This is a genomic window from Streptomyces sp. NPDC004031 (genome assembly GCF_053604375.1).
Genome location: NZ_JBSGHL010000029.1, coordinates 12,382 through 38,781, shown reverse-complemented (window position 1 = coordinate 38,781; position 26,400 = coordinate 12,382). Strand labels below are relative to the sequence as shown.

Annotated in this window: 22 protein-coding genes; 17 read left to right on the top strand and 5 right to left on the bottom strand. The window is 73.5% G+C overall.

What is annotated here, in order from left to right:
- Positions 1-153 precede the first annotated feature (153 nt).
- From hrcA to ACWERV_RS19735, 8 genes are all read left to right on the top strand, one after another.
- Complete coding sequence (gene hrcA, locus ACWERV_RS19770; RefSeq protein WP_398181794.1) at positions 154-1,170, top strand: heat-inducible transcriptional repressor HrcA; 1,017 nt, start codon at positions 154-156, stop codon at positions 1,168-1,170.
- Positions 1,171-2,304, top strand: coding sequence for a molecular chaperone DnaJ (gene dnaJ, locus ACWERV_RS19765; protein WP_398181796.1), 1,134 nt, complete (start codon positions 1,171-1,173; stop codon positions 2,302-2,304).
- 403 nt (positions 2,305-2,707) lie between these two features.
- Entirely contained in the window at positions 2,708-3,769 is a 1,062-nt protein-coding gene (locus tag ACWERV_RS19760; protein ID WP_452934607.1) for a nitronate monooxygenase, read from the top strand.
- Positions 3,766-4,509: a 16S rRNA (uracil(1498)-N(3))-methyltransferase gene (locus ACWERV_RS19755; RefSeq protein WP_452934605.1), complete on the top strand. Its 744-nt coding sequence runs from the start codon at positions 3,766-3,768 to the stop codon at positions 4,507-4,509. The genes ACWERV_RS19760 and ACWERV_RS19755 overlap by 4 nt, the downstream gene beginning before the upstream one ends.
- 212 nt (positions 4,510-4,721) lie before the next feature.
- Complete coding sequence (locus tag ACWERV_RS19750) at positions 4,722-5,099, top strand: hypothetical protein (RefSeq protein WP_452934602.1); 378 nt, start codon at positions 4,722-4,724, stop codon at positions 5,097-5,099.
- 19 nt (positions 5,100-5,118) lie between these two features.
- Positions 5,119-8,397, top strand: coding sequence for a S41 family peptidase (locus ACWERV_RS19745; protein ID WP_452934600.1), 3,279 nt, complete (start codon positions 5,119-5,121; stop codon positions 8,395-8,397).
- A 157-nt stretch (positions 8,398-8,554) separates the two neighbouring features.
- The gene (locus tag ACWERV_RS19740) at positions 8,555-8,911 is read left to right on the top strand and encodes a histidine triad nucleotide-binding protein (RefSeq protein ID WP_398181811.1); all 357 of its coding nucleotides are present in this window, start codon (positions 8,555-8,557) and stop codon (positions 8,909-8,911) included.
- Between the two features lie 10 nt (positions 8,912-8,921).
- Positions 8,922-9,827, top strand: coding sequence for a ribonuclease Z (locus tag ACWERV_RS19735; protein ID WP_452934597.1), 906 nt, complete (start codon positions 8,922-8,924; stop codon positions 9,825-9,827).
- A gap of 54 nt (positions 9,828-9,881) precedes the next feature.
- On the opposite strand, the gene ACWERV_RS19730 is transcribed toward ACWERV_RS19735, so the two are convergent.
- Entirely contained in the window at positions 9,882-10,682 is an 801-nt protein-coding gene (locus ACWERV_RS19730) for an HAD family acid phosphatase (RefSeq protein WP_452934594.1), read from the bottom strand.
- Between the two features lie 261 nt (positions 10,683-10,943).
- Entirely contained in the window at positions 10,944-12,245 is a 1,302-nt protein-coding gene (locus tag ACWERV_RS19725; RefSeq protein WP_452934591.1) for a family 4 glycosyl hydrolase, read from the bottom strand.
- A 58-nt stretch (positions 12,246-12,303) separates the two neighbouring features.
- Here ACWERV_RS19725 and ACWERV_RS19720 point away from each other — a divergent pair, with 58 nt between their 5' ends.
- The 5 genes from ACWERV_RS19720 to ACWERV_RS19700 all read left to right on the top strand — a co-directional run bounded on the left by ACWERV_RS19720 (position 12,304) and on the right by ACWERV_RS19700 (position 17,005).
- Positions 12,304-13,425, top strand: coding sequence for a PfkB family carbohydrate kinase (locus ACWERV_RS19720; protein ID WP_452934589.1), 1,122 nt, complete (start codon positions 12,304-12,306; stop codon positions 13,423-13,425).
- A 144-nt stretch (positions 13,426-13,569) separates the two neighbouring features.
- Positions 13,570-14,640, top strand: coding sequence for a PhoH family protein (locus ACWERV_RS19715; RefSeq protein WP_452934586.1), 1,071 nt, complete (start codon positions 13,570-13,572; stop codon positions 14,638-14,640).
- A gap of 15 nt (positions 14,641-14,655) precedes the next feature.
- Complete coding sequence (ybeY, locus tag ACWERV_RS19710; RefSeq protein ID WP_398181828.1) at positions 14,656-15,150, top strand: rRNA maturation RNase YbeY; 495 nt, start codon at positions 14,656-14,658, stop codon at positions 15,148-15,150.
- Positions 15,151-15,183: 33 nt separating this feature from the next.
- Positions 15,184-16,497: a hemolysin family protein gene (locus ACWERV_RS19705; RefSeq protein ID WP_398181831.1), complete on the top strand. Its 1,314-nt coding sequence runs from the start codon at positions 15,184-15,186 to the stop codon at positions 16,495-16,497.
- Between the two features lie 130 nt (positions 16,498-16,627).
- A complete protein-coding gene (locus tag ACWERV_RS19700; RefSeq protein ID WP_452934583.1) occupies positions 16,628-17,005 on the top strand; it encodes a cytidine deaminase in 378 nt (125 codons plus the stop codon).
- Between the two features lie 12 nt (positions 17,006-17,017).
- Here the strand turns inward: ACWERV_RS19700 and ACWERV_RS19695 are convergent, their stop codons facing one another.
- Both ACWERV_RS19695 and ACWERV_RS19690 read right to left on the bottom strand, forming a co-directional pair.
- Complete coding sequence (locus ACWERV_RS19695) at positions 17,018-17,356, bottom strand: P-II family nitrogen regulator (protein ID WP_398181837.1); 339 nt, start codon at positions 17,354-17,356, stop codon at positions 17,018-17,020.
- Positions 17,353-18,696, bottom strand: coding sequence for an ammonium transporter (locus ACWERV_RS19690; RefSeq protein ID WP_452934704.1), 1,344 nt, complete (start codon positions 18,694-18,696; stop codon positions 17,353-17,355). The genes ACWERV_RS19695 and ACWERV_RS19690 overlap by 4 nt, the downstream gene beginning before the upstream one ends.
- Before the next feature lie 236 nt (positions 18,697-18,932).
- On the opposite strand from ACWERV_RS19690, the gene era reads away from it, so the two are divergent.
- A complete protein-coding gene (gene era, locus ACWERV_RS19685) occupies positions 18,933-19,883 on the top strand; it encodes a GTPase Era (RefSeq protein WP_398181840.1) in 951 nt (316 codons plus the stop codon).
- A gap of 25 nt (positions 19,884-19,908) precedes the next feature.
- Here era and ACWERV_RS19680 read toward each other — a convergent pair whose 3' ends face one another.
- On the bottom strand, positions 19,909-20,913 hold the full coding sequence (locus ACWERV_RS19680) for an Lrp/AsnC family transcriptional regulator (RefSeq protein ID WP_452934579.1): 1,005 nt from the start codon (positions 20,911-20,913) through the stop codon (positions 19,909-19,911).
- A gap of 307 nt (positions 20,914-21,220) precedes the next feature.
- Here ACWERV_RS19680 and ACWERV_RS19675 point away from each other — a divergent pair, with 307 nt between their 5' ends.
- From ACWERV_RS19675 to ACWERV_RS19665, 3 genes are all read left to right on the top strand, one after another.
- Positions 21,221-22,663 carry an MFS transporter gene (locus ACWERV_RS19675; protein WP_452934576.1) on the top strand — a complete coding sequence of 481 codons (1,443 nt, stop codon included), beginning with the start codon at positions 21,221-21,223 and terminating at the stop codon, positions 22,661-22,663.
- A gap of 316 nt (positions 22,664-22,979) precedes the next feature.
- Complete coding sequence (locus ACWERV_RS19670) at positions 22,980-23,786, top strand: transglycosylase SLT domain-containing protein (protein ID WP_398181850.1); 807 nt, start codon at positions 22,980-22,982, stop codon at positions 23,784-23,786.
- A gap of 171 nt (positions 23,787-23,957) precedes the next feature.
- Complete coding sequence (locus ACWERV_RS19665) at positions 23,958-26,378, top strand: ATP-binding cassette domain-containing protein (protein ID WP_452934573.1); 2,421 nt, start codon at positions 23,958-23,960, stop codon at positions 26,376-26,378.
- Positions 26,379-26,400 lie beyond the last annotated feature (22 nt).

Sequence of the window (26,400 nt, the reverse complement as noted above, 5' to 3'; positions counted from 1 at the left end):
GCCTCCCCGGACCCGGTGCGCCGCGCACCCTTGCCGAGCCCTTGCTGCCTCGCCGTACACTGGCTCCGGGGAAGCTGGCACTCGAAACGGCGGAGTGCCAGGGCCCGCCAGGGTGACGGACACGGCACGAGAACGAGCGGCTGGAGGTGCGCGATGCTGAGCGAACGCAGACTCGAGGTCCTGCGCGCCATCGTCCAGGACTACGTCGGCACCGAGGAGCCCGTCGGTTCCAAGGCGCTCACGGAGCGCCACAACCTCGGCGTCTCGCCCGCCACCGTGCGCAACGACATGGCGGTGCTGGAGGACGAGGGCTACATCGCCCAGCCGCACACCAGCGCCGGCCGCATCCCCACCGACAAGGGCTACCGGCTCTTCGTCGACAAGATGGCCGGCGTCAAGCCGCTGTCGTCCGCCGAGCGCCGCGCGATCCAGAACTTCCTGGAGGGCGCGGTCGACCTCGACGACGTCGTGGCCCGCACCGTACGGCTGCTGGCACAGCTCACCCGGCAGGTCGCCGTCGTGCAGTACCCGTCGCTGACCCGCTCCGCGGTCCGGCACGTCGAACTGCTCGCGCTCGCGCCCGCCCGGCTCATGCTCGTGCTCATCACCGACACCGGCCGGGTCGAGCAGCGCCTCGTCGACTGCGCGGCCCCGGTCACCGAGACCGTGCTCGCGGATCTGCGGGCGCGGCTCAACAGCCGGGTCGTCGGCCGCCGTTTCGCCGACGTCCCCCCGCTGGTGGCGGACCTGCCGGAGAGCTTCGAGGCCGACGACCGGCCCGCCGTCGCCGGAGTCCTGTCCACCCTGCTGGAAACGCTCGTCGAGCGTCCCGAAGAGCGCATCATGCTGGGCGGCGCGGCGAACCTCACCCGGTTCAACCACGACTTCCCGCTCACGATCAGACCCGTGCTCGAAGCACTGGAAGAGCAGATGGTGCTGCTGAAACTGCTCGGCGAGGCCACCGACTCCGCGATGACCGTGCGGATCGGGCATGAGAATTTTCACGAGGGCCTCAATTCCACCTCGGTCGTGGCCGTCGGCTACGGTTCCGGCGACGAGGCAGTCGCCAAACTCGGCGTGGTCGGACCGACCCGCATGGACTACCCCGGAACGATGGGAGCGGTACGCGCAGTGGCACGTTACGTCGGACAGATCCTGGCGGAGTCGTAAGTGGCCACGGACTACTACGCCGTCCTGGGCGTACGCCGCGACGCAGGTCCCGATGAGATCAAGAAGGCATTCCGCCGACTTGCCCGGGAATTGCACCCTGACGTCAATCCGGACCCGAAGACGCAGGAGCGGTTCAAGGAGATCAACGCCGCCTACGAGGTGCTCTCCGACCCGCAGAAGAAGCAGGTCTACGACCTCGGGGGCGACCCGCTGTCCGCCACCGGCGGCGGCGCGGGCGGCGGCTTCGGCGGCGGATTCGGCAACTTCAGCGACATCATGGACGCGTTCTTCGGCCAGTCGTCGCAGCGCGGTCCGCGCTCGCGCGTCCGGCGCGGGCAGGACGCCATGATCCGGCTGGAGATCGACCTCGAAGAGGCCGCCTTCGGCACCACCAAGGACATCCAGGTCGACACCGCGGTCACCTGCGGCACCTGCAACGGCGAGGGCGCCGCGCCCGGCACCGCCGCGCAGACCTGCGACATGTGCCGCGGCCGCGGCGAGGTCTCCCAGGTCACCCGGTCCTTCCTCGGCCAGGTCATGACCTCCCGGCCCTGCCCGCAGTGCCAGGGCTTCGGCACCGTCGTGCCCACCCCCTGCCCCGAGTGCGCGGGTGACGGCCGGGTCCGCTCCCGCCGCACCCTCACCGTCAAGATCCCCGCGGGCGTCGACAACGGCACCCGCATCCAGCTCGCGGGCGAGGGCGAGGTCGGCCCCGGCGGCGGCCCCGCCGGAGACCTCTACGTCGAGATCCGCGAGACCCCGCACCCCGTCTTCCAGCGCCGCGGCGACGACCTGCACTGCACGGTCACCATCCCGATGACCGCGGCGGCGCTCGGCACGAAGTGCCCGCTGGAGACGCTGGACGGCCTGGAGGAGATCGACATCCGGCCCGGCACGCAGTCCGGCCAGTCGATCCCGCTCCACCAGCGCGGCATCACCCACCTGCGCGGCGGCGGCCGCGGCGACCTCGTCGTCCACGTCGAGGTCCTGACCCCGAGCAAGCTCGACGCGGAGCAGGAGGAGCTTTTGCGCCGCCTGGCGAAGGCGCGCGGGGAGGAGCGCCCCACCGGGCAGTTCGCCCCCGGCCAGCAGGGGCTCTTCTCGCGCCTGAAGGACGCTTTCAACGGCCGCTGAGCGCGCGCCGCTCTCCCTCCACCCTGCGCGTGCCGGCAAGCAATCCCGCCGGGCGCGGCGGGGCGGCGCCTTTGCCGCGCGGGCCGCGTTTTTCGCCGGGCGCGGCGGGGCGGCGCCTTTGCCGCGCCGGGCACGCGCTTTTAGGGGCGCGGGGAACTGCGCGACCAGCCACGACGGTGGCGCGGGTCGTCACCGGCCCGAAGGGGCAGTTCGGTCCGCTCCGGACCACCGGCCGGTGGTGGGCTGAGCGCGCAGTTCCCCGCGCCCCTGGTGGTTGCCCGGCGCGGCACGCGCGGCCTCCCCGCGAACCTAAAAACGGTTGCCCGGCGCGGCACGCGCCCCCCGAAAAACGGGTGCCCTGCGCGGCAGAGGGGCTCGTCCGGCGAGGACATAGGGTGAGCGCATGGCTGCGTCAAGGCTGCCGACATTCTCGGCACATCCGATCGTGCAGGCCCCGATGGCGGGCGGCGCGGCGAACCCTCGTCTTGCCGCGGCGGTAGCCGCGTCCGGCGGGGTCGGCTTCCTCGCGGCGGGCTACAAGACGCCCGAGGCGATGTACGAGGAGATCCGCCAGCTCCGCGACCAGAGCGGGCAGCCTTTCGGGGTGAACGTCTTCCTGCCGCAGCCGACGGCGACGGACCTCTCCGCGGTCGCGGTGTACGCCGAGCAGCTGGCCGGTGAGGAGTCCTGGTACGGCGTGCCGCTCGGCGACCCGGAGGCGGGTCTGGACGACGCGTACGAGGCCAAGGTGGCGATCCTTCTGGAGGACCCCGTCCCGATGGTGAGCTTCACCTTCGGCTGCCCCGCCCGCAAGGTGCTGGACGCCTTCCGCAAGGCGGGCACGTACACCGTCGTGACGGTCACGACCGTGGCGGAGGCGCAGGCCGCGCAGGCCGCGGGCGCGGACGCGCTGTGCGTGCAGGGCGTGGAGGCGGGCGGCCACCGCGGCACGCACCGCGACGAGCCGCTGCTCGACGGCACCGGCGACGGCCTGCTCGCGCTGCTGCCGCAGGTGCGCGAGGCGGTGACGCTGCCGCTGATCGCGACGGGCGGGCTGATGCGCGGCGGCCAGGTCGCCGCGGTGCTCGCGGCGGGCGCGGACGCGGCGCAGCTCGGCACGGCGTTCCTGGTGTGCCCGGAGTCGGGGGCGAGCCCGTTGCACAAGCAGGCGCTGACCGATCCGGTCTTCACCCGTACCGAGATGACCCGGGCCTTCTCCGGGCGCCCGGCCCGGGGCCTGGTCAACCGTTTCGTGCGCGAGCACGGCCCGTACGCGCCGCCCGGCTATCCGCAGGTCCACCATCTGACGGCGCCGCTGCGGAAGGCCGCAGCGGCGGCCGGTGACGCGCAGGGCATGGCGCTGTGGGCCGGGCAGGGGCACCGGCTGGCCCGCGAGGAGTCCGCGGGGCGGCTCGTGGAGCTGCTGGCCGAGGAGATGCGGGCCGCCCGGGAGGTGGCGGCATGACCGCGCCGGTCTTCCTGGCCGAGCCCGCCGTGCTCGACCGCGGCCCCGGGCTCGTCACGCTGGACGGGCCCGAGGGACGGCACGCCGTGTCCGTACGGCGGCTCCAGGCGGGCGAGGAGGTCGTCCTGACGGACGGGGCGGGGCGCGGCGCGTACGGCGTCGTCGCGGCGGCCCGCGGCAAGGACGAACTCGACGTCGAGGTGCGGGAGATCCGGGCCGAGGAGGAGCCGACCCCGCGGATCACCGTCGTGCAGGCGCTGCCCAAGGGCGACCGCGGCGAACTCGCCGTCGAGACGATGACCGAGGCCGGGGTCGATGCGGTCGTGCCGTGGGCGGCGGCGCGCTGCGTGACGCAGTGGCGGGGGGAGCGGGGGGCGAAGTCGCTCGCGAAGTGGCGTTCGACGGCGCGGGAGGCCGCGAAGCAGGCCCGGCGGCTGAGGTTTCCCGAGGTCGGTGACCTGGTGACGACGCGTCAGCTGGGCGAGCTGCTGCGCGCGGCCGATTTCGCGGGGGTCCTCCACGAGGAGGGTTCGCTGCCGCTGGCGACCGCGGCGCTGCCCGTCGCGGGGTCCGTCGTCCTCGTCGTCGGCCCCGAGGGCGGGGTGGCCCCCGAGGAGCTGGCCGCCTTCGCGGAGGCCGGCGCCTCCCCGTACCGCCTGGGCCCTACGGTCCTCCGCACCTCCACGGCGGGCGTCGCCGCGGTCTCCCTCCTCCAGACCCGCACCCACCGCTGGTCCTGACCCCGCCCCGGGGTGCTCCTTGCGGTTTCCGCACGCAGGGCGGGCGTTCTCGGGGCGCGTGGCGGCGGGAAGGCCGCGAACGCCACCGCAAGGGGCACCCCGCGGACGCGCCAACTCACCCCCAGAGGGGGGACCTTGCCCCGTAAGGGGTGAATCGACCGTGCGGGGGATGGACCCGCACCCGAAGCCGCAGCACCGTGAAGCGTATGGGAATGGCCAGAAGGACATGGGCGGTCGCCGCCCTCATTGCAGCGGCGGCGGCAGCCGCGACCGCGTGCGAGCCCGCCGACGGCCTCGGCACCAGTGCCGTCTCCGTGACGACGGACCGGTTGACGACGCACGCCCTGGAACAGAAGGGCGTCGACGTCCAGTGGCTCTCGTGCAGCGCGCAGTCGAAAACGCACCACGCCAGCGTCGATTGCGTGGGCCGCACCGGCGACGACCGCAAGATCTCCGTGACGGGCGACGTCACCGAACAGCTCGACGACCTGTGCGTGCGCGGCAGGCTGACGGCGACGGTCGGCGCGAGGCGGGTGTTCTCCGTCGAGGGGCTGGGGAACTGCGACCGGCGGCATACTGCGGGGAGTTGATCGAAGTTAATGTGGTCGGGTGACGCACCCGACACCGAATCACCAGCCCTCGTATCTGAGGCACCCGCATCCGCACGGTGAGCTGATCGCTTTCACGGCCGAGGACGACGTGTGGGTCGCGCCGCTGGACGGCGGCCGTGCCTGGCGGGTCAGCGCGGACAACATGCCGGTGGGCCGGCCCCGTATCGCACCGGACGGCGCGAGCCTGGCGTGGACGTCCACCCGGGACGGCGCTCCGGAGGTGCACGTGGCGCCGCTGGACGGCGGCCCGTCGCGGCGCCTGACGTACTGGGGCGACCCGCGTACGGCGGTGCGTGGCTGGACGCCGGACGGCGCGCTGGTGGTGACGTCGGGTCACGGCCAGGCGTCGGGCCGCCGGACGTGGGCGCGTACGGTGCCGCTGGACGGCGGGCCGGGCGAGCTGCTGCCGTACGGGCCGGTCGGCGACGTGGCGTACGGGCCGGACGGCGCGGTGCTGCTGCTGTCCGTGCCGATGGGCCGGGAGGCGGCGTACTGGAAGCGCTACCGGGGCGGCACCGCGGGCAAGTTGTGGCTGGACGCGCGCGGCGACGGCGGTTTCGTACGGGTGCACGCGGGGCTGGACGGCAACATCGAGTGCCCGATGTGGGTGGGCGACCGGATCGCCTTCCTGTCCGACCACGAGGGCGTGGGCGCGATCTACTCCAGCCTCCCCGACGGTACGGACCTGCGCCGCCACAGCAGCCTGGAAGGTTTCTACGCCCGCCACGCGGGGACGGACGGCACCCGTGTCGCCTGGACCAGCGGCGGCGTCCTGCACGTTCTGGACGGCCTGGACGACGAGCCGCGCGTGCTGGACATCGCGCTGGGCGGCCAGCGGGCCGACCTCCAGCCGCATCCGGTGCGCGCGGCCCACTACCTGGGCGGCGCCCGGCCGGACCACACCGGGCGGGGCAGCGCGGTCGAGGTGCGCGGCACCACGCACTGGGTCACCCACCGGGGCGGTCCGGCGCGGGTGCTGGCGGCCGAGCCCGGGGTGCGCACCCGGCTGCCGCGGGTCTTCGCGCCGGGTGGCGCGGACGGCGAGCAGCACGTGGTGTGGGTGACGGACGCGGAGGGCGAGGACGCCCTGGAGCTGGCGCCCGCGCTGGGCCTGCCGCCGGGTGCGGCGCCGCGGCGGCTGGCGGCGGGGCGGCTGGGCCGGGTGCTGGCGATGGAGGTCTCGCCGGACGGCCACCGGATCGCCGTCGCGTCGCACGACGGCCGGGTGCTGCTGGTGGAGACCCAGACGGGCGAGATCCGGGAGGTCGCCGCGAGCGACGCCGGGGACGCGACGGGTCTGACGTTCTCGCCGGACTCGGCGTGGCTGGCCTGGTCGGCGCCGGGACCGGGTGAGCTGCGGCAGCTCAAGCTGGCCTCGACGGCGGATCTGACGGTGGTCGACGCCACTCCGCTGCGCTTCGCGGACTTCTCGCCCGCCTTCACCGCGGACGGCCGCCACCTGGCGTTCCTGTCGGAGCGCTCGTTCGACCCGGTCTACGACGCGCACGTCTTCGACCTGGCCTTCACCAACGCCTGCCGCCCGTACCTGATCACGCTGGCGGCCACCACGCCGTCGCCCTTCGGCCCGCAGCGCCAGGGCCGCCCGTACGACGGGGAGGACGACGCCCCGGGTGGCGCGGGCGAGGACGACAAGCCCCGCGACAAGCCCGACGGCGAGGGCAAGGGCGACGGCCCGCGGGTCCCGGCCACCACCGTGGACACGGTGGGGCTGGCCGACCGCATCGTGCCCTTCCCGGTCGAGGCGGCCCGCTACTCGGGCCTGCGCGCGGCCAAGGGCGGCGTGCTGTGGCTGCGCCACCCGCTGACCGGCGTGCTGGGCTCGGGCCTGGCCACCCCGGACGCGCAGCCGCCGGGCACCGCCCTGGAGCGCTACGACCTGGCGCAGTTGCGGCTGGAGGAGATCGCCGACGACGCCGACGGCTTCGCGGTCACCGGCGACGGCACCAGGCTGCTGCTGCGGACCGGCGGGCGGCTGCGGGTGGTGCCCGCCGACAGCAAGGCCGACTCCGACGACGACTCGGGCAGCGCGGTCACCGTGGACCTGTCCCGGGTCCGGGTGACGGTGCGGCCGCAGGACGAGTGGCGGCAGATGTTCGCCGAGACCCACCGGCTGGCCCGGGACAACTTCTGGCGCGCCGACATGGGCGGCCTGGACTGGGACGGTGTCGCCGAGCGCTACCGCCCGCTGGTGGACCGCGTCGCCACCCACGACGACCTGGTCGATCTGCTGTGGGAGCTGCACGGCGAGCTGGGCACCTCGCACGCCTACGTCTCGCCGCCCGGCGGCTACCGCGACCCGCTGCACCGCCAGGGCCTGCTGGGCGCGGACCTGGCGCGTACGGCGGAGGGGCTGTGGGCGGTGGCGCGGGTGCTGCCGGGGGAGTCCTCCGACCCGCTGGCCCGCTCGCCGCTGTCGGCCCCGGGCGTGGCGGTGCGCGCGGGCGACGTGCTGCTCGCGGTGGACGGGGTCCCGGTGGACCCGGTCGCCGGGCCCGGCCCGCTGCTGGTGGGCACCGCGGGCAAGCCGGTGGAGCTGACCGTGCAGCCGGCGGGGGGCGGCGCCGTACGCCATGTGGTGGCGGTGCCGCTGGAGGACGAGGAGCCGCTGCGTTACCACGACTGGGTCGCCGGGCGGCGCGCGCACGTCCACGAGGCGTCGGGCGGGCGGCTGGGCTATCTGCACGTGCCGGACATGGTCGGCAACGGCTGGGCGCAACTGCACCGCGACCTGCGGGTGGAGGTCGCCCGCGAGGGCCTGGTGGTCGATGTGCGGGAGAACCGCGGCGGGCACACCTCGCAGCTGGTGGTGGAGAAGCTGGCCCGGCGGATCATCGGCTGGGACGTGCCGCGCGGCAGCCGCCCCATGAGCTACCCGCTGGACGCCCCGCGCGGCCCGGTCGTGGCGGTGGCCAACGAGTTCTCCGGCTCCGACGGCGACGTGGTCAACGCGGCGATCCGCGCGCTGGACATCGGCCCGGTCGTCGGCACCCGCACCTGGGGCGGCGTCATCGGCATCGACAGCCGCTACCAGCTGGTCGACGGCACGGGCGTGACGCAGCCCAAGTACGCCTTCTGGCTGGAGGGTTACGGCTGGGACGTGGAGAACCACGGCGTCGATCCGGACGTCGAGGTGGTGTGCGCCCCGCAGCAGTGGGCCGCGGGCGAGGACCCGCAGCTGGACACCGCGGTGGAGCTGGCGCTGCGCGCGCTGGCCGACCGCCCCGCGAAGACCCCGCCGGAGCACCCGCCGCTGTAGGCCGTCCGGGGCCGTCCGGGGGCCGTACGCGCATCCGCGCGCGTACGGCCGTCAGCGGCGGCGTCCGGCGGCGGCGCACCCGCGCGCGTACGGCCCGTGCGCCCGCTGCCGGTACGATGCGAAGCCCCGTAGCCCCCCGAGAAGGGAGCCCCGCGCCATGGCGGGAGAGCCCCAGGCCGACTGCCTGTTCTGCAAGATCGTCGCCGGTGAGATCCCGGCCACGATCGTCCGCGAGACGCCCACCACGCTCGCCTTCCGGGACATCAACCCGCAGGCGCCCACGCACGTCCTGGTGATCCCGCGGGTGCACTACCCGGACGCGGCCACGCTCGCCGCGGGCGACCCGGGAGCGGTCGCGGACGTGCTGCGCGAGGCGGGCGAGGTCGCCGCGCAGGAGAAGGTCGACGGCACCGGCTACCGGATCATCTTCAACACCGGCGCGGGCGCGGGCCAGACGGTCTTCCACGCGCACGCCCACGTGCTGGGCGGCCGCGACCTCCAGCGGCTGGTCTGAGCCGCGCCCGATGGCCCGTGAACTCGTCGTCCTCGGCACCGCCAGCCAGGTGCCGACGCGGCAGCGCAACCACAACGGCTACGTACTGCGCTGGGACGGCGAGGGCATCCTCTTCGACCCCGGCGAGGGCAGCCAGCGGCAGATGCTGCACGCCGGGGTCGCCGCGCACGACCTGACGCGGATCTGCGTCACGCACTTCCACGGCGACCACTCGCTCGGCCTCGCGGGCGTCTTCCAGCGCATCAGCCTGGACCGCGTCCCGCATCCGGTCGCCGCGCACTACCCGGCCAGCGGCCAGGCCTACTTCGACCGGCTGCGGCACGCCACCGCCTACCGCGAGGCGGGCGACATCCGCGAGCAGCCGGTGAGCGGCGAGGGCGGCGTCCTCGCCGTCACGCCCGCGTTCACCCTGGAGGCGCGCCGCCTGTCGCATCCCGTGGAGTCCTACGGCTACCGGCTCACCGAGCCGGACGGCCGCCGGATGCTGCCGGCGAAGCTCGCCGCACACGGCATCGCGGGGCCCGACGTCGGCCGCCTCCAGCAGGACGGCGAGCTGCGCGGGGTGACGCTGGAGGAGGTCAGCGAGCCGCGCCGCGGCCAGCGCTTCGCCTTCGTCATGGACACCCGGATGTGCCCGGCGGTGCCCGAACTCGCCGCGGGCTGCGACATGCTGGTGATCGAGTCGACGTTCCAGGAGGCCGACGCCGCGCTCGCCGCCGAGCACGGCCATCTGACGGCGGGCCAGGCCGCCGCGGTCGCGCGCGACGCCGGGGTGCGCCACCTGGTGCTCACGCACTTCTCGCAGCGCTACCCCGAGCCGGACGGCTTCGCGGCCGAGGCGCGCGCCGCCGGGTTCGAGGGCGAGCTGACGGTGGCCGAGGATCTGACGCGGGTGCCGGTGCCGCGCCGCGTGTGAGTCCGTCCACGACGCGGCACCGGGGTCCTGTGCGGGCTGCGGCTGCGGCTGCGGTTACGGCAGGTAGTACATCGGGTTGGGCAGCTTGTAGGACTTGTCGGCGTGGCCGCCGGACAGGTCGCTGTACTGGTCGCCGAAGTTGCCGATGATGTCGTAGCCCAGCGACTCGATGTGCGCGCGCGTCCCCGACTTGTACTCGATCGTCGTGCACGTCGCGCCGCACGCCAGGTAGGCGGGCGGGTTCGCGGTGTTCTTCAGGTACAGGTGCGCGGTGTCGGGGGCCGCGGTGTAGCCGACCGCCGACAGGTTCCGCACGGTGTCGGCGCGCTGCGCCTCCGGGCGGCCGGTGATCCAGAAGACCGTCACGCCCTGGTCCGCGGCCCAGTTGGTGAGGGTGTCCATGCCGAAGACCGGCGGCATGTCCTTGGTGTCCAGGTAGGCCTGGTTGCTGGCCGGGGTGTAGTTGAAGCCGACCTCCAGCTCGTAGTTGTACGTGAGCACGCTGGTGTCGTCGACGTCCAGCACGATCGCGGGCTTCGCACCGCGGGAGCCGTGCTTGCCGCCCTTGGCGTGCTTGAGCGCGTGCGTGAGGTCCGCCTTCGCCTTGGCCTCGATGCCGGCGAGCTGACGGGCGTAGTTGCTGTCCGCGGAGGCGTAGTGCTCGCTGCCCACGACGGTGTCGCCGTAGTAGGCCTTGATGTCGTTGACGACGTTGGTGAGGTTGGGGATCTCCTTGTCGCTGCGCGGCACCGAGGGGTCCGCGGTGGCGGCTCCGACGCCGTAGAAGGCGGCGCCCAGGGTGGCTGCGGCGGCGGCGAGCGCCAGCGAACGGCGGGACGGACGGACGAGGGGCATGGCGGTGCTCCTTCAACGCTGGTTGATGCGCGGCAAGTTAGACCCCCGGTTCCCGGCAGGTCAAGGACGGTCTACGCGCGTATCGTCACAACGCAGGTCAGATGGTGTTTCCCTGGTGTTTCCCCAAACGCCGTCCGGGCGCCGCCCGTTGCCGCGGCCGGGCGCGCGCGACCGTACGGGGCCCGGTCCGCGGTGCGGCGGCCGGGCGGTACGGGTCCGGTCCGAGGCTCGGCGACAGGCGGTACGGGCCCGGCTCGCGCCTCAGTGGTCCGCCGCGTCGAGGATGCGGGCCGCGGCCGCGGGGGAGTCCACCAGCGGGTGCAGGGCCAGCGCGCGCAGCGCCGCCGTGCGGGAGCCGGTCAGCGCCGCGTCGATCGTCGCCCGCTCCACCGCCTTGACGGCCAGCATCAGGCCCGCCTGGTGCTCGTCCGGCGGTGCGACGGGCAGCGGGCGCGCCCCGGCGGCGTCCACCGCGCAGGGCACCTCCACGACGGCGTCGGCGTCCAGGAAGGGCAGCGCGCCGCCCGAGCGGACGTCGAGGATCAGCTCGGTCCGCTCGTCGCGTGCGACGGCCCGCATGAGCGCGAGCGCGACCCGGTCGTAGCCGCCGCCGTCCAGGTCGTGCGGGTCGCGCTGCCAACCGCCGCTCGCCGCGCGGGAGTCGGCCCCGTAGGTCTCCTCGCGCTCGCGCCGGGTCGCCTCCCACAGCTCGTGCGCGCGGCCCGGGTCGCGGTCGGCCGCCGCGAAGAACGCGCCCTGCTGCCGGTCCAGGAACTCCCCGCGTGTCTCGTCGGCGGCGCGCACCGCGGCGAGGGTCTCGCGGCGGAAGTAGTAGTAGTGCAGGTATTCGTTGGGCAGGGCGCCCAGCGCGGCGAGGAAGTCCGGGCCGAAGAGCCGCCCCTCCTCGAAGCCGCCGAGGGCGGCCGGGTCGGCGAGCAGGCCCGGCAGCAGGTCGCGGCCGCCGGAGGTCAGGCGGCGCAGCCAGCCCAGGTGGTTGAGGCCGACGTAGTCGTAGCCGAAGTCCGGCGCGTCCGGGTCGGCGCCCGCCGCGCGCGCCGCCCGCCGCACCAGGCCCACGGGCGAGTCGCAGATGCCGATGACGCGGTCGCCCAGCACGCGCGCCATCGCCTCGGTCACCATGCCCGCCGGGTTGGTGAAATTGATCACCATGGCGTCCGGTGCCAGCGCCCGGACCCGCTCGGCGATCCGTACCGCGACCGGCAGGGTGCGCAGCCCGTACAGGACACCGCCCGCGCCCACCGTCTCCTGTCCGAGCACGCCCTCGGCGAGCGGCAGCCGCTCGTCGCGCACCCGGCCCGCGGTGCCGCCCACCCGGATCGCGGAGAAGACGAAGTCCGCGCCGCGCACCGCGTCGTCCAGCCCGTCGGCGAGCCGTACGGCGGGCCCGCCCGTGCCCGCCCCGGCGATCACGGCGGCGACGGCCCGCAGCCGCAGCGGGTCCTCGTCGTGCAGCACGACCTCGTCGATCAGGTCGTCCCCGGCCAGCGCCCGGTGCACGAGCGGCACCCTGAAGCCTCCGCCGCCCAGAATGGTGAGCTTCACCCGTACTCCGTTCCCTGGATGCTCGTCACTGTCAGTGGTATCGGGCACAGTGTCCTGCATGCACGACCAGCCCGTCCTCGATCCGCTCGGCGCGGTGCGCGCCGCGGGGGACCCGGCGACCGATGTCTATCTCACCGGCACCGTCTTCCTCGACATCATCTTCACCGGCCTGGACAGCGCACCCGTGCGGGGTACGGAGTCGTGGGCCCGCGGCATGGGCTCCAGCCCCGGCGGCGTGGCGAACATGGCCACCGCCCTGGCCCGCCTCGGCCTGCGCACGACGCTCGCCGCCGCCTTCGGGGACGACATGTACGGCGACTACTGCTGGGAGAGCCTGTCGCAGGGCGAGGGCATCGACCTGGGGCCCTCCCGCCGCATCCCCGGCTGGCACTCCCCGGTCACGGTGTCGATGGCGTACGAGGGCGAGCGCACCATGGTCAGCCACGGGCACCGGGCGCCGCCGCCCGAGAAGGAGCCGGTGCCCGCGTGCCCGCCGCCCGCGCGGGCCGCGGTGGCCTCCCTCGGGCAGCGCGAGCGGGCCTCGGACGAGGAGCCCGCGCCCGACCCTGACCGCGAGTGGGTCGCCCGTGCGGCCGCGTCCGGCACGGCGGTCTTCGCCGACGTCGGGTGGGACGACACCGGCCGCTGGGATCCGGCGGATCTGGCCGAGCTGCGGCACTGCGCGGCCTTCCTGCCGAACGCGCAGGAGGCCATGCGCTACACCCGCACCACCAGCCCGCGGGCGGCCGCGTACAAGCTCGCCGAGCTGGTGCCGCTCGCCGTGGTCACGCTCGGTGCCGAGGGCGCCGTCGCGGTGGACGCGGGCAGCGGCGAGACGGCGGAGGTGCCCGCGCTGATCGTGGACGCGCTGGATCCGACCGGCGCCGGGGACGTCTTCGTGGCCGCCTTCGTCACCGGCAGCCTCGCGGGCTGGCCGCTGCCCGACCGGCTGGCCTTCGGCTCGCTGTGCGCCGCGCTGTCCGTCCAGGAGTTCGGCGGCTCGCTGTCCGCGCCGGGCTGGACGGAGGTCGCCGCGTGGTGGACGCGGGCCAAGGCCGATCCGGCGACCCCCGCCGAGGCCCTGCGCCGCTACGCCTTCCTGGACGCGCTGATCCCGCCCGCCCCGCGCCGCTGGCCGCTGCCCCGGGCGGTGCCGACGATCGGCTTCCGCCGGGCCTGAGCCCGGCGGGTGCGTGCCCGGCCGCCGGTGACAACGGCAAATCCCCTCGGCGGCCGAGGCCCCACGTCGTAGGCTTGGATTACCACGCCCCACCGGGCTCGTCGATCAGCAGAAAGCGGGATGAGCAGGCCCTAGCGCCGGCCCATGACTCAGACACCGACAAAGCAGCAGCCGCAGCCGCAGCCGGCGCGCGCCCACTTCGTCGTACCGGCCAAGCACCCCATGGTGACCGTCCTGGGATCTGGCGACGCTCTCCTGCGGGTGATCGAGCAGGCCTTCCCGGCCGTCGACATCCACGTGCGGGGCAACGAGATCAACGCCGTCGGCGAGGCCGCCGAGGTGGCCCTGGTCCAGCGGCTGTTCGACGAGATGATGCTCGTCCTGCGCACCGGCCAGCCGATGACGGAGGACGCGGTGGAGCGCTCCATCGCGATGCTCCGCGCCAACGGCACCGCCGCCGACGAGGACGCCGAGACCCCGGCCCAGGTGCTCACGCAGAACATCCTGTCCAGCCGCGGCCGTACGATCCGCCCCAAGACGCTCAACCAGAAGCGCTACGTGGACGCGATCGACAAGCACACCATCGTCTTCGGCATCGGCCCGGCCGGCACCGGCAAGACCTACCTGGCGATGGCCAAGGCCGTCCAGGCCCTCCAGTCCAAGCAGGTCAACCGCATCATCCTGACCCGCCCCGCGGTCGAGGCCGGCGAGCGCCTGGGCTTCCTGCCCGGCACCCTCTACGAGAAGATCGACCCCTACCTGCGCCCGCTCTACGACGCCCTGCACGACATGCTGGACCCCGACTCGATCCCCCGGCTGATGGCAGCCGGCACGATCGAGGTCGCCCCGCTGGCGTACATGCGCGGCCGCACCCTCAACGACGCCTTCATCATCCTGGACGAGGCGCAGAACACCAGCGCCGAGCAGATGAAGATGTTCCTCACCCGGCTCGGCTTCGACTCCAAGATCGTCATCACCGGTGACGTCACCCAGGTCGACCTGCCGAACGGGACCAAGAGCGGCCTGCGCCAGGTGCAGGACATCCTCGCGGACGTCGACGACGTCCATTTCGCGCGGCTGAGCAGCACCGACGTGGTGCGCCACAAGCTGGTCGGGCGGATCGTGGACGCGTACGAGCGGTACGACAACGCGCTCGCGGCGGCCGACTCGGGCGACCCCGCCGGCGGCCGCGGCGCACGCCCCGAGAGAAAGTAGCCGGATCACACCATCATGGCGATCGACGTCAACAACGAGTCCGGCTGGGAGGTCGACGAGCAGGCGGTGCTCGACGCCGCCCGCTACGCGCTGCACCGCATGCGCATCCACCCGCTGTCGGAGCTGTCGGTGATCCTGGTGGACGCCGACGCGATGGAGCAGCTGCACATCCAGTGGATGGACCTGCCGGGCCCCACCGATGTCATGTCCTTCCCGATGGACGAGCTGCGGCCCGGCAAGGAGGACGAGGAGCCCGCGCAGGGGCTGCTCGGCGACATCGTGCTGTGCCCCGAGGTCGCGAAGAAGCAGGGCGAGGAGGCGCCGACCGGGCACAGCATGGACGAGGAGCTGCAGCTGCTCACCGTGCACGGGGTGCTGCACCTGCTCGGGTACGACCACGAGGAGCCCGAGGACAAGGCCGAGATGTTCGGCCTCCAGAAGGCCATCCTGGACGGCTGGCGGGCCGAGCACGGACTGACGGGCCCCTCGCCCGCGCCCACCACCCACTGACGCGGGGGCACGGCTACCGCACGTGGACGCCTCATGATCGTCTCCGCCGTCCTGCTCGTCATCGTCGCCTGGCTCGCGGCCTGCGCCGAGACCGCGCTCGCCAGGATCTCCCGTTTCCGCGCCGAGGACGCGGTGCGCTCCGGCCGCCGGGGCGCCGCCAACCTCCTCGCCGTGGCCTCCGACCCGACCCGCTACCTCAACGTCGCGCTGCTGGTGCGGGTCGGGTGCGAGACCGCGGCGGCCGTGCTCATCACGGTCGTCTGCTACCGCGCCTTCACCAGCACCTGGGAGGTGCTGGTCGTCGCGATCGGCGTCATGGTGCTGGTGTCGTACGTCGCGGTGGGCGTCTCCCCGCGCACCATCGGCCGCCAGCACCCCATGAACACCGCGACCGCCGCCTCGTACGTGCTGCTGCCGCTGGCCCGCGTCATGGGCCCCGTCCCCGGGCTGCTGATCCTGCTCGGCAACGCGCTGACCCCCGGCAGGGGCTTCAAACGCGGCCCGTTCGCGAGCGAGGCCGAGCTGCGCGCGCTCGTGGACCTCGCCGAGTCCGAGTCGCTCATCGAGGACGACGAGCGCCGCATGGTGCACTCCGTCTTCGAGCTGGGCGACACCATCGTGCGCGAGGTCATGGTGCCGCGCCCCGAGCTGGTGATGATCGAGCGCTTCAAGACCATCCGGCAGGCCACCACGCTGGCGTTGCGCAGCGGCTTCTCCCGCATCCCGGTCACCGGCGAGAGCGAGGACGACGTCGTGGGCTTCGTCTACCTCAAGGACCTCGCCCGGCGCACCCACATCAACCGCGACGCCGAGAGCGAGCCCGTCACCAGCGTGCTGCGCCCGGCGGCCTTCGTCCCCGACACCAAGAACGCCGGCGACCTGCTGCGCGAGATGCAGCGCGACCGCAACCACGTCGCCGTCGTCGTCGACGAGTACGGCGGCACCGCGGGCATCGTCACGATCGAGGACATCCTGGAGGAGATCGTCGGCGAGATCACCGACGAGTACGACCAGGAGACCCCGCCGGTCGAGGCCCTGGGCGAGGGCCGCTACCGGGTCACCGCCCGGCTCGACATCGGCGACCTGGGCGAGCTGTACGGCGTGCTCCTGGACGACGACGACGTCGAGACGGTCGGCGGCCTGCTGGCCAAGTCCCTCGGCCGCGTCCCCATCCCCGGCGCCACGGTCGTCGTCCCCCTCCCCGAGGACACCACCCCCGACCACCCCACCCCCGCCCTCCGCCTGACCGCCGAGACCCAGGCGGGCCGCCGCAACCGCATCGGCACGGTCCTGGTCGAGCCCCTGCCCCCGCAGCCGCACCCCGGGGAGGACGGGACGGGGGAGTGAGCCGGGCGGTCCGCGGGGCTCAGGGGGAGAAGGTGCCGAGCGTCGTCAGGAGGTTGGGTCGCCGGCTGCGCAGGTGCGGTCACGCAGCGCAATCCACAGGGGAGAAAAGGCGGGGTGCGCGGGACGCCCTATGATCGCGCGTATGAGCGATCAGCAGCAGGCAGCCGAGCTGTCGGACCCGGAAGACCGCAAGCTCGTCACCCTCGCCCGCTCGGCCCGCGCGCGCAACGGGGTGGCCGAGGGCGCCGCGGTGCGTGACGAGACGGGGCGCACGTATGTGGCGGGCACCGTCGCGCTGGAGTCGCTGCGGCTGAGCGCGCTCCAGACGGCCGTCGCCATGGCCGTCGCGAGCGGCGCGAAGTCGCTGGAGGCCGCCGCGGTCGTGACGGAGGCGGAGTCGGCGTCCGACGCCGACCGTGCCGCCGTCCGGGATCTGGGCGGCGCCGCGGTGCCGGTGATCACGGCGGCGCCGGACGGCTCGATACGCGCGCAGGTCACCGCGGGCTGACCGCGGGGGGACTCAGAGGGCGTCGGGGCCGAACTCGCCGGTCCTGACGCGGACGGCCGTCTCGACCGGCACCGACCACACCTTGCCGTCGCCGATCTTGCCGGTGCGGGCCGCCGCGACCACCGCCGCGATCACGGCCTCCGCCTCCGCGTCCTCCACCAGCACCTCGATGCGCGCCTTCGGCACGAGGTCCACGCGGTATTCGGCGCCCCGGTAGACCTCGGTGTGGCCGCGCTGCCTGCCGTAGCCGCTGGCCTCGGTCACGGTCATGCCCTGCACGCCCATCTCCTGCAGGGCGGTCTTCACGTCGTCCAGCTTGTACGGCTTGATGACGGCGGTGACCAGCTTCATCCCAAGGGGCTCCTGTCGTGCGCGGCCTGCGCTGCGGCGGCGTGCCCGGCGGCGGCGCCGTGCGACGTACCGTGCGTGAGTACGCCGTGATCGTAGGCGGTCTCGGCGTGCACGGTGAGGTCCAGGCCCCTCCTCTCGTGCTCCTCGCTCGCCCGGAAGCCCAGCAGCCGGTCGATGACCTTGCCGATCGCGTACGTGACGGCGAAGGCGTAGGCCCCGACCGCCCCGATCGCCGTGAGCTGGCGGCCCAGCTGCGCCAGGCCGCCGCCGTAGAACAGGCCCTCCGGCCCCCCGGTCATGGACTCGGTGGCCAGCAGGCCGATCAGGGCGGTGCCGACGATGCCGCCCATGAGGTGGACGCCCACGACGTCCAGCGAGTCGTCCACCCCCCAGCGGAATTTCCAGCTCACCGCGTACGAGCACAGCACGCCCGCCGCGAGGCCGACGAGCGCGGCGCCGGGGACGTCCACGCTGCCGCAGGAGGGGGTGATCGCGACCAGGCCCGCGATCGAGCCGGAGGCGGCGCCCAGCGTCGTGGCGTGCCCGTCCCGCCGCTTCTCGACGGCCAGCCAGCCCAGCAGGCCCGCGCAGCCCGCGGTCTGGGTGTTGAGGAAGGCGGCGCCCGCCATGCCGTTGGCGCCCAGCGCGGATCCGGCGTTGAAGCCGAACCAGCCGAACCACAGCAGCCCGGCGCCCAGCAGCACCAGCGGCAGGTTGTGCGGCCGCATCGCCTCCTTGCGGAAGCCCAGCCGCGGCCCCAGCACGATCGCCAGCGCCAGCCCGGAGGCGCCCGAGCACACCTCCACGACCGTGCCGCCCGCGTAGTCCAGCGCGTGCAGCTTCGAGACGACCCAGCCGCCGTCTGCGAAGACCCAGTGCGCCACGGGGACGTATACGGCCAGTGTCCACACCGGCACGAAGACCATCCAGGCCCCGAACCGCGCCCGGTCGGCGACCGCCCCGCTGATCAGCGCGGCCGTGATCACGGCGAAGGTCAGCTGGAAGGTCGCGAAGAGCAGCGTCGGCACGTGCCCGTGCATCGCGGTCGGCCCGATGCCGTGCATGCCGACGTTCTTCAGGTCGCCGATGAGGCCGAGCCCGCCCGCGTCGTGCCCGAAGGCCAGCGTGTATCCGGCGAGCAGCCACACCAGCGTGACCAGCGCGATCGAGACGAAGCTCATCATCAGCATGTTGAGGACGCTCTTGCTGCGGACCATGCCGCCGTAGAAGAGCGCGAGGCCGGGCGTCATGAGCAGCACCAGGGCGGTCGCGGCCAGCAGCCACGCGGTGTCGGCGGCGTTCACGGCCGTCTGGCCGGAGGGGCCGGAGGACAGCAGCAGCACGGGCGGGGTCCTTCCACAGGCGGTTGTACGGAAGCGTCACGGGTGCGCGTTTCCGGATGTGGGCGCGGGTGTTTCCGCCGTGTTTCGTGTTGCGTGGGTATTACGCCATCCTCACGATGCGTGAGGCTGCGGCCGCCGCGGGCGCCCGTCCGCGCGCCCGCGCAGCCGGGCCGAGCCCGCCCGCGCCGCCGCGGGGAGCCGCGCGTCCGCGCGCACCGCCGCCATCGGGGAGAATGAGGGCCATGAGCGCTCGCACCCCCGCCACCGGCCCCGCCCACCGGTCCGGCTTCGCCTGCTTCGTGGGCCGCCCCAACGCCGGAAAGTCCACCCTCACGAACGCTCTGGTCGGCCAGAAGGTGGCGATCACCTCCAACCGGCCGCAGACCACCCGGCACACCGTGCGCGGCATCGTCCACCGCCCCGAGGCCCAGCTCGTGCTGGTCGACACCCCCGGCCTGCACAAGCCCCGCACGCTGCTCGGCGAGCGTCTCAACGACGTCGTCCGCAGCACCTGGGCCGAGGTGGACGTCATCGGCTTCTGCCTGCCCGCCGACCAGAAGCTCGGCCCCGGCGACACGTACATCGCGCGCGAGCTGGCCGAGATCCGCAAGACCCCCAAGGTCGCGGTGGTCACCAAGACCGACCTGGTCGACTCCAAGGCCCTCGCCGGGCAGCTGCTGGCCGTCGACAAGCTCGGCCGCGAGCTGGGGATCGAGTGGGCGGAGATCGTGCCCGTCTCGGCGGTCTCCGGCGAGCAGGTGGGCCTGCTCGCGGACCTGCTGGTCCCGCTGCTCCCGGAGGGCCCCGCCCTCTACCCCGAGGGCGACCTCACCGACGAGCCCGAGCAGATCATGGTCGCCGAGCTGATCCGCGAGGCCGCGCTGGAGGGCGTACGCGACGAGCTGCCGCACTCCATCGCCGTCGTCGTGGAGGAGATGGCCCCGCGCGAGGACCGGCCCGCCGACCGCCCGCTGGTCGACATCCACGCCAACGTCTACATCGAGCGGCCCTCCCAGAAGGGCATCATCATCGGCCCCAAGGGCGCCCGCCTGAAGGAGGTCGGCATGAAGTCCCGCAAGCAGATCGAGGCGCTGCTCGGTACGCCGGTCTTCCTCGACCTGCACGTCAAGGTCGCGAAGGACTGGCAGCGCGACCCCAAGCAGCTGCGCCGCCTCGGCTTCTGACCGGGCGCGGTCCGCGTCCCGGGGATCAGCGGCCCGGGACGAAGAAGGGGCCCGCGCCCTTGAGGGTGCGGTGGATGGGGGCCGTCTCGGTGCGGCGGACGCCGGGGAGGGCGGCCACCGGGCCGGTGAGGTAGCGGTAGAGGGAGGGCGCGTCCCGGCACAGGAGGGACGCGTAGAGGTTCGACGTCCCCGTGGTGGCCGCCGCGAAGGCGACCTCCGTGTGCGCGGCCAGCGCCGTACCCGCCGCGGCCAGGTGCGCCGGTTCGACCTCCAGCCACAGGGAGGTCCGCAGCTCGCTCGGGTGCAGGCCCGCGGCGAAGTCGAGGTCGAAGTAGAGCACGCCGGACGCCCGTAGTTCCGTCATCCGGCGGCGGACCGTGGTGGGCGACCACCCGGTGGCGGCCGCCAGCTCGGCCGCCGGGGTGCGGCCGTCGTGCGCCAGCAGCTCCAGCAGCCGCCGGTCGCCCTCGTCGAGCAGGGGCGGCTCCGCGGACTCCGCGGGCGGCGCCGGGCGCAGCGCCGCGACCTGGCCGGGGGTGAGCGGCCCGAGCCTGCTATACGGGCTGAGGTCGCCGCCGAAGAAGACGTGCAGCAGGGCGTGCGCGCTGACCTGGACCACGCGCGGGGTGCGCGGCAGCTTCTGGAGGAGCAGGGCGTGCGGGTCCGCCGCCGGGTCGGAGACATGGGTCATGCAGCCGATCTCCGTACCGCCGGACAGCAGGCTCACCCAGCGGGTGTCGGTACGCCGGGCGAGCGCCTCGCCGATCTGCTGGGCGGCGTCCGGCGTGCAGCGCACACGGACGAACCAGGGCGTGAGTCCCATCCGCAGCGGCTCGGTCAGCCCGAGCACACGCAGTCCGGCGGTCTCCCGCAGCCGGGCGTGCCGGCGGGCCACGGTCTGGTCGGAGACGCCGAGCACCTCGCCGATACGGCGGAAGGGCGCGCGCCCGTCGAGTTGCAGGGCCTGCACGATCTGCTGGTCGAGCGGGTCGAAGACGCGCAAGGGTGCCCATGTCGTGTCGGATTCCACGTGATGAGCCTACTGCGTGTCGGATTCCGCCAGCCAGGGCGGATCGGCCGAGGATTTCGGTACGCGGGCCGCACGCTTGAACGGTCGGACAGCCGGGCGACCGCCCGGAAGGGCCGTCCGGCGGTGTCAGTACCGGAGCAGTGGAGCACGGGCGCCACCCGGATCCCGGTCCACCCGGATCCCGGTCCACCCGGACCGGCCTCATCCCCGAGCCGCGTACCCCGACCCCCGCAAGCGAACCGCCCGCAAGCGAACCGCCCGCACCCGACCCGCACCCCCGAACGAGCCGAAAACGGAGCCCCGTCCCATGCGCAAATGGCTGCCCCTCGTGGCGATCTGCCTGGGCGCCTTCATCCTGCTGGTCGACGTCACGATCGTGAACGTCGCGCTGCCGCGGATGGCGTCCGACCTCGACGCACCCTTCTCCTCCCTCCAGTGGGTGGTGGACGTGTACGCCCTCGCGCTGGCCGCGCTGCTGCTCGTGGCCGGCTCGCTGGGCGACCTCTTCGGGCACCGGCGGCTGTACGCGGCCGGGCTCGTCCTCTTCGCCGTGGCCTCGCTGGGCGCGGCCCTCTCGCCGAACGCCGCCGCGCTGATCACCGCGCGGGGCGTGCAGGGCATCGGCGGCGCGGCGATGTTCGCGACCTCCGCCGCCCTGGTGGCGTCCTCCTACCAGGGGCGTGACCGCGGGGTCGCGTTCGGTGTGTGGGGCGCGGTCAACGGTGCCGCCGCCGCGGCCGGGCCGATCCTGGGCGGGCTGCTCACCCAGGGCTTCGGCTGGCAGGCGATCTTCCTGGTCAACCTGCCGATCGCGGCGGTCGCGGTGCTGCTCACCCTGCGGGTGCTGCCCGATCACGGCCGGCGCGGCACGGGCCGGCTGGACCTGCCGGGGGCCGCGGCCTTCACGGTCGCCGTGGCCGCCGTCACGTACGCCCTGATCCGCGGCGGTGACGCGGGCTGGACGGACGGGCTGACGGTCGCCGCCTTCGTGGTGAGCGCGGTCGCCGCCGTCGGCTTCGTCGCGATCGAGGCGCGCTCGGCCCATCCGATGATCGACCTGGCCCTGCTGCGCCGCCCCGGCTTCAGCGGCCTGCTCGTGGGCGGCCTGCTGTACCAGGCGGCGGCCTTCAGCGGCTTCGTCTACTTCTCCCTGTGGCTGCAGAACGTGCTGGGCCTCAGCCCGATCCGCGGCGGTCTGGCGATGATGCCGATGGCGGCCACGGCCTTCGTGGTCGCGGCGATCGCCGGGCGCGTGATGCACCGCTTCCCGGCGCGGCTGCCGATCGGGCTGGGCCTGGTGATCATCGGCGCGGGCTGCGGCCTGCTGACACTGACCGTGCACACCTCGTCGGGCGCGGCCTCGCTGGCCGCCGGTTTCGCGGTGACCGGGGTGGGCGTCGGGCTGACCACGCCGGTGCTGGCCGCTGCCGCGGTGGACGCGGTGCCGCCGCACCGCGCGGGCATGGCGGGCGGGGCGCTGAACACCGCGCGCCAGCTGGGGATGACGCTGGGTGTCGCCGTCCTCGGGGCGGTCTTCACCGCGCGGCTGCGCCATGTCACCGGGCACGGCGGCTCCACGCACGCGGCGTACGCGGCGGCCCTGGACCGTATCTCGGTGTGGGCGGCGGTCGCGGGCCTGCTCGGCGGCCTGCTGGTGCTGGTGCTCGTCCGGCCGTCGCGCTCCGGCGGCGGCGACAAGGCGGTGCCCGCGCCCTCCGGGGCCCCCGCACCCGAGCCCGCGGGCCGCTGAGGAACCGTAGGAACCCGCCCCCTTTCCTTTCCGTCCTCAATTCCGCGTGACCGCGGTCACAAAGACCGCCGCAATTCGCTCACGTCCGGCGCCCCCGTTCTCACTCGCGGTGAGAGCGGGGGCGCCCCCTTGTGACGTCCTCGACGGGACGTGCGTCACATACTAGGCCGCTTAGTGAACCTCGGCCGCCGTATCGCACGGAATACCGGCCTTCCGAAAGCGTCCTACGAATGCATGCCGTAGTGCGGGTCGTTGACCGGCGGATCCCCGCCCCCTAACAATTCAGGGGTCCCGCTACGGAAGAGGTAATTTCTCCATGCAGCTCCCCACGATCCCGAAGAAGCTCCCGTCGTTCGCGAAGTTCCAGCAGATGTCGAAGAAGCACAAGATCACCGCAGCCGGCGCTGTCGCCGCCGCAGCGGTCGTGCTGACCGTCACCGGCCTGGAGGCGACCGCCGGAGCCGGCTCGGCGACCGCGGCGGGCGACCCGACCGGGTTCTCCGTCTCCACCGGTACGCCCACCAAGGACCTGGGTGCGCAGACTGGTATGGCGTCGCAGAAGGCGATCACCGACTCCGCGCAGCAGAAGGCGGCCAAGGCCGAGCAGGCCCAGAAGGAGGCCGCGGGCGCGGCCGCGAAGAAGAAGGCCGCCGCCGAGGCGAACGAGCGCGCGAAGGCCGAGGCCGCCGCGAACCGCTCGTCGCACCGCGCCGACGCCCCGAAGAAGAGCGCGCCCAAGGCCGCGCCGAAGAAGAGCACCACCGCGTCCAAGCCCGCGTCCAAGCCGGCCGCGAAGCACTACGCGAACAACCTGGACGGCTGGATCCGCGAGTCGCTCGACATCATGCACAAGAAGGGGATCCCCGGCACGTACGAGGGAATCCACCGCAACATCATCCGCGAGTCCAGTGGTGACCCGAAGGCGATCAACCTGTGGGACATCAACGCCCGCAACGGCATTCCCTCGAAGGGTCTGCTCCAGGTGATCGACCCGACGTTCAACCGTTTCCACGTGGCCGGCACGTCGCACAACATCTACGACCCGGTCGCGAACATCACCGCCGCGTGCAATTACGCCGCCGACCGTTACGGCACGATGGACAACGTGAATTCCGCGTACTGATCCGTCACCGGCGAAAGCACGGTTCGAAGGGCGGCGGGGCCACACCGGCCCCGCCGCCCTTCGGCGTGTCCGCACGCCCCGCCCGCGGGTCAGGAACGGAGAAGCGTCCCGGCTCCGCGCCCGGCTACGGTGGCGGCGGGCAGTACGGCCGCACCGACGAGGGAGAGCGCGATGACGGGGACGGACGCACAAGCGGGAACGGGAGCGGGAACGGGAACGGGCGCGGGCACCGGCCCGGACAGCCATGACGTGATCCGTGTGCACGGCGCCCGCGTGAACAACCTCAAGGACGTCCACGTCGAGATCCCCAAGCGCCAGCTGACCGCCTTCACCGGCGTGTCCGGCTCCGGCAAGAGCTCGCTGGTCTTCAACACGGTGGCCGCCGAGTCTCAGCGGCTCATCAACGAGACGTACAGCGCCTTCGTGCAGGGCTTCATGCCGACGCTCTCCCGTCCCGACGTGGACGTGCTGGAGGGCCTGACCACCGTGATCAGCGTCGACCAGCAGCGGATGGGCGCCGACCCGCGCTCCACCGTCGGCACGGCCACCGACGCCAACGCCATGCTGCGCATCCTCTTCAGCCGCCTCGGCACCCCGCACATCGGCCCGCCCAGCGCGTACGCCTTCAACGTGCCCTCGGTCCACGCGTCCGGCGCGATCACCGTCGAGCGCGGCGCGAAGAAGGCCGTGAAGGCGACCTTCAACCGCACGGGCGGCATGTGCACGCACTGCGAGGGCCGCGGCACCGTCTCCGACATCGATCTGAGCCAGCTCTACGACGACTCGAAGTCGCTCGCCGAGGGCGCCTTCACGATCCCCGGCTGGAAGTCCGACAGCTTCTGGACGGTACGGGTCTACGCCGAGTCCGGGCTGCTCGATCCGCACAAGCCGATCGCGGAGTTCACGCAGCAGGAGATGCAGGACTTCCTCTACCGGGAGCCGACGAAGGTCAAGGTCGAGGGCGTCAACCTCACCTACGAGGGGCTCGTCCCGAAGATCCAGAAGTCGATGCTGTCGAAGGACAAGGAGTCGCTCCAGCCGCACATCCGGGCCTTCGTGGAGCGCGCGGTCACCTTCACCACGTGTCCGGAGTGCGACGGCACGCGGCTGGCGGAGGGCGCGCGGTCGTCGAAGATCGGCGGGGTGAGCATCGCGGACGCGTGCGCGATGCAGATCAGCGACCTCGCGCAGTGGGTGCGCGGCCTGGACGAGCCGTCCGTCGCCCCGCTGCTGGCGGCGCTGTCGGTGACGCTGGACTCCTTCACCGAGATCGGCCTCGGCTACCTGGCGCTCGACCGGCCCGCGGGCACGCTGTCGGGCGGCGAGTCGCAGCGCGTGAAGATGATCAAGCAGCTCGGCTCGTCGCTCACCGACGTCACGTACGTCTTCGACGAGCCCACGGTGGGCCTGCACCCGCACGACATCCAGCGGATGAACGGCCTGCTGCTGCGGCTGCGCGACAAGGGCAACACGGTGCTGGTCGTCGAGCACAAGCCGGAGACGATCGAGATCGCCGACCACGTCGTGGACCTCGGCCCGGGAGCGGGCGCCGCGGGCGGCACGGTCACGTACGAGGGCGGCGTCGCGGGGCTGCGCGCCAGCGGCACGACCACCGGCCGCCACCTCGACGACCGGGCGACGCTCAAGGACGAGGTGCGCAAGCCCTCCGGCACCCTCGCGGTGCGCGGCGCCGACGCCAACAACCTCCAGGACGTGGACGTCGACATCCCGCTCGGCGTGCTGTGCGTCGTGACGGGTGTGGCGGGCTCCGGGAAGAGCTCGCTCGTGCACGGTTCGCTCATGAGGAGCGCGCAGGCCGCGGAGGCGGGCGTCGTGTCGATCGACCAGAGCCCGATCCGCGGCTCGCGCCGCAGCAACCCGGCGACGTACACCGGGCTGCTCGACCCGATCCGCAAGGCCTTCGCGAAGGCGAACGGCGTCAAGCCCGCGCTCTTCAGCGCCAATTCCGAGGGCGCCTGCCCGACGTGCAACGGCGCCGGGGTCGTCTACACCGACCTGGCGATGATGGCGGGAGTCGCGACCCCCTGCGAGGACTGCGGCGGCAAGCGCTTCTCGCCGGAGGTGCTGGAGTACACCTTCGGCGGGCGCGACATCAGCGAGGTGCTGGCGATGTCCGTCGCCGAGGCCGCGGACTTCTTCGCGGACGGCGACGCCCGCACCCCCGCCGCCCACACGATCCTCGGCCGCCTGATGGACGTCGGCCTCGGCTACCTCACCATCGGCCAGCCCCTCACCACCTTGTCCGGCGGCGAGCGCCAGCGCCTCAAGCTCGCCACCCACATGGGCGAGAAGGGCGGCGTCTACGTCCTGGACGAGCCCACGACCGGCCTGCACCTCGCCGACGTCGCCCAGCTCCTGGCCCTCCTGGACCGCCTGGTCGACGCGGGCAAGTCCGTCATCGTCGTCGAGCACCACCAGGCGGTGATGGCCCACGCCGACTGGATCATCGACCTGGGCCCCGGCGCCGGCCACGACGGCGGCCGCATCGTCTTCGAGGGCACCCCCACCGACCTCGTCACGACCCGCCCCACCCTGACCGGCGAACACCTCGCCGCCTACGTCGGCGGCTGAGCCCGGAGCGGCAGCGGGCCCC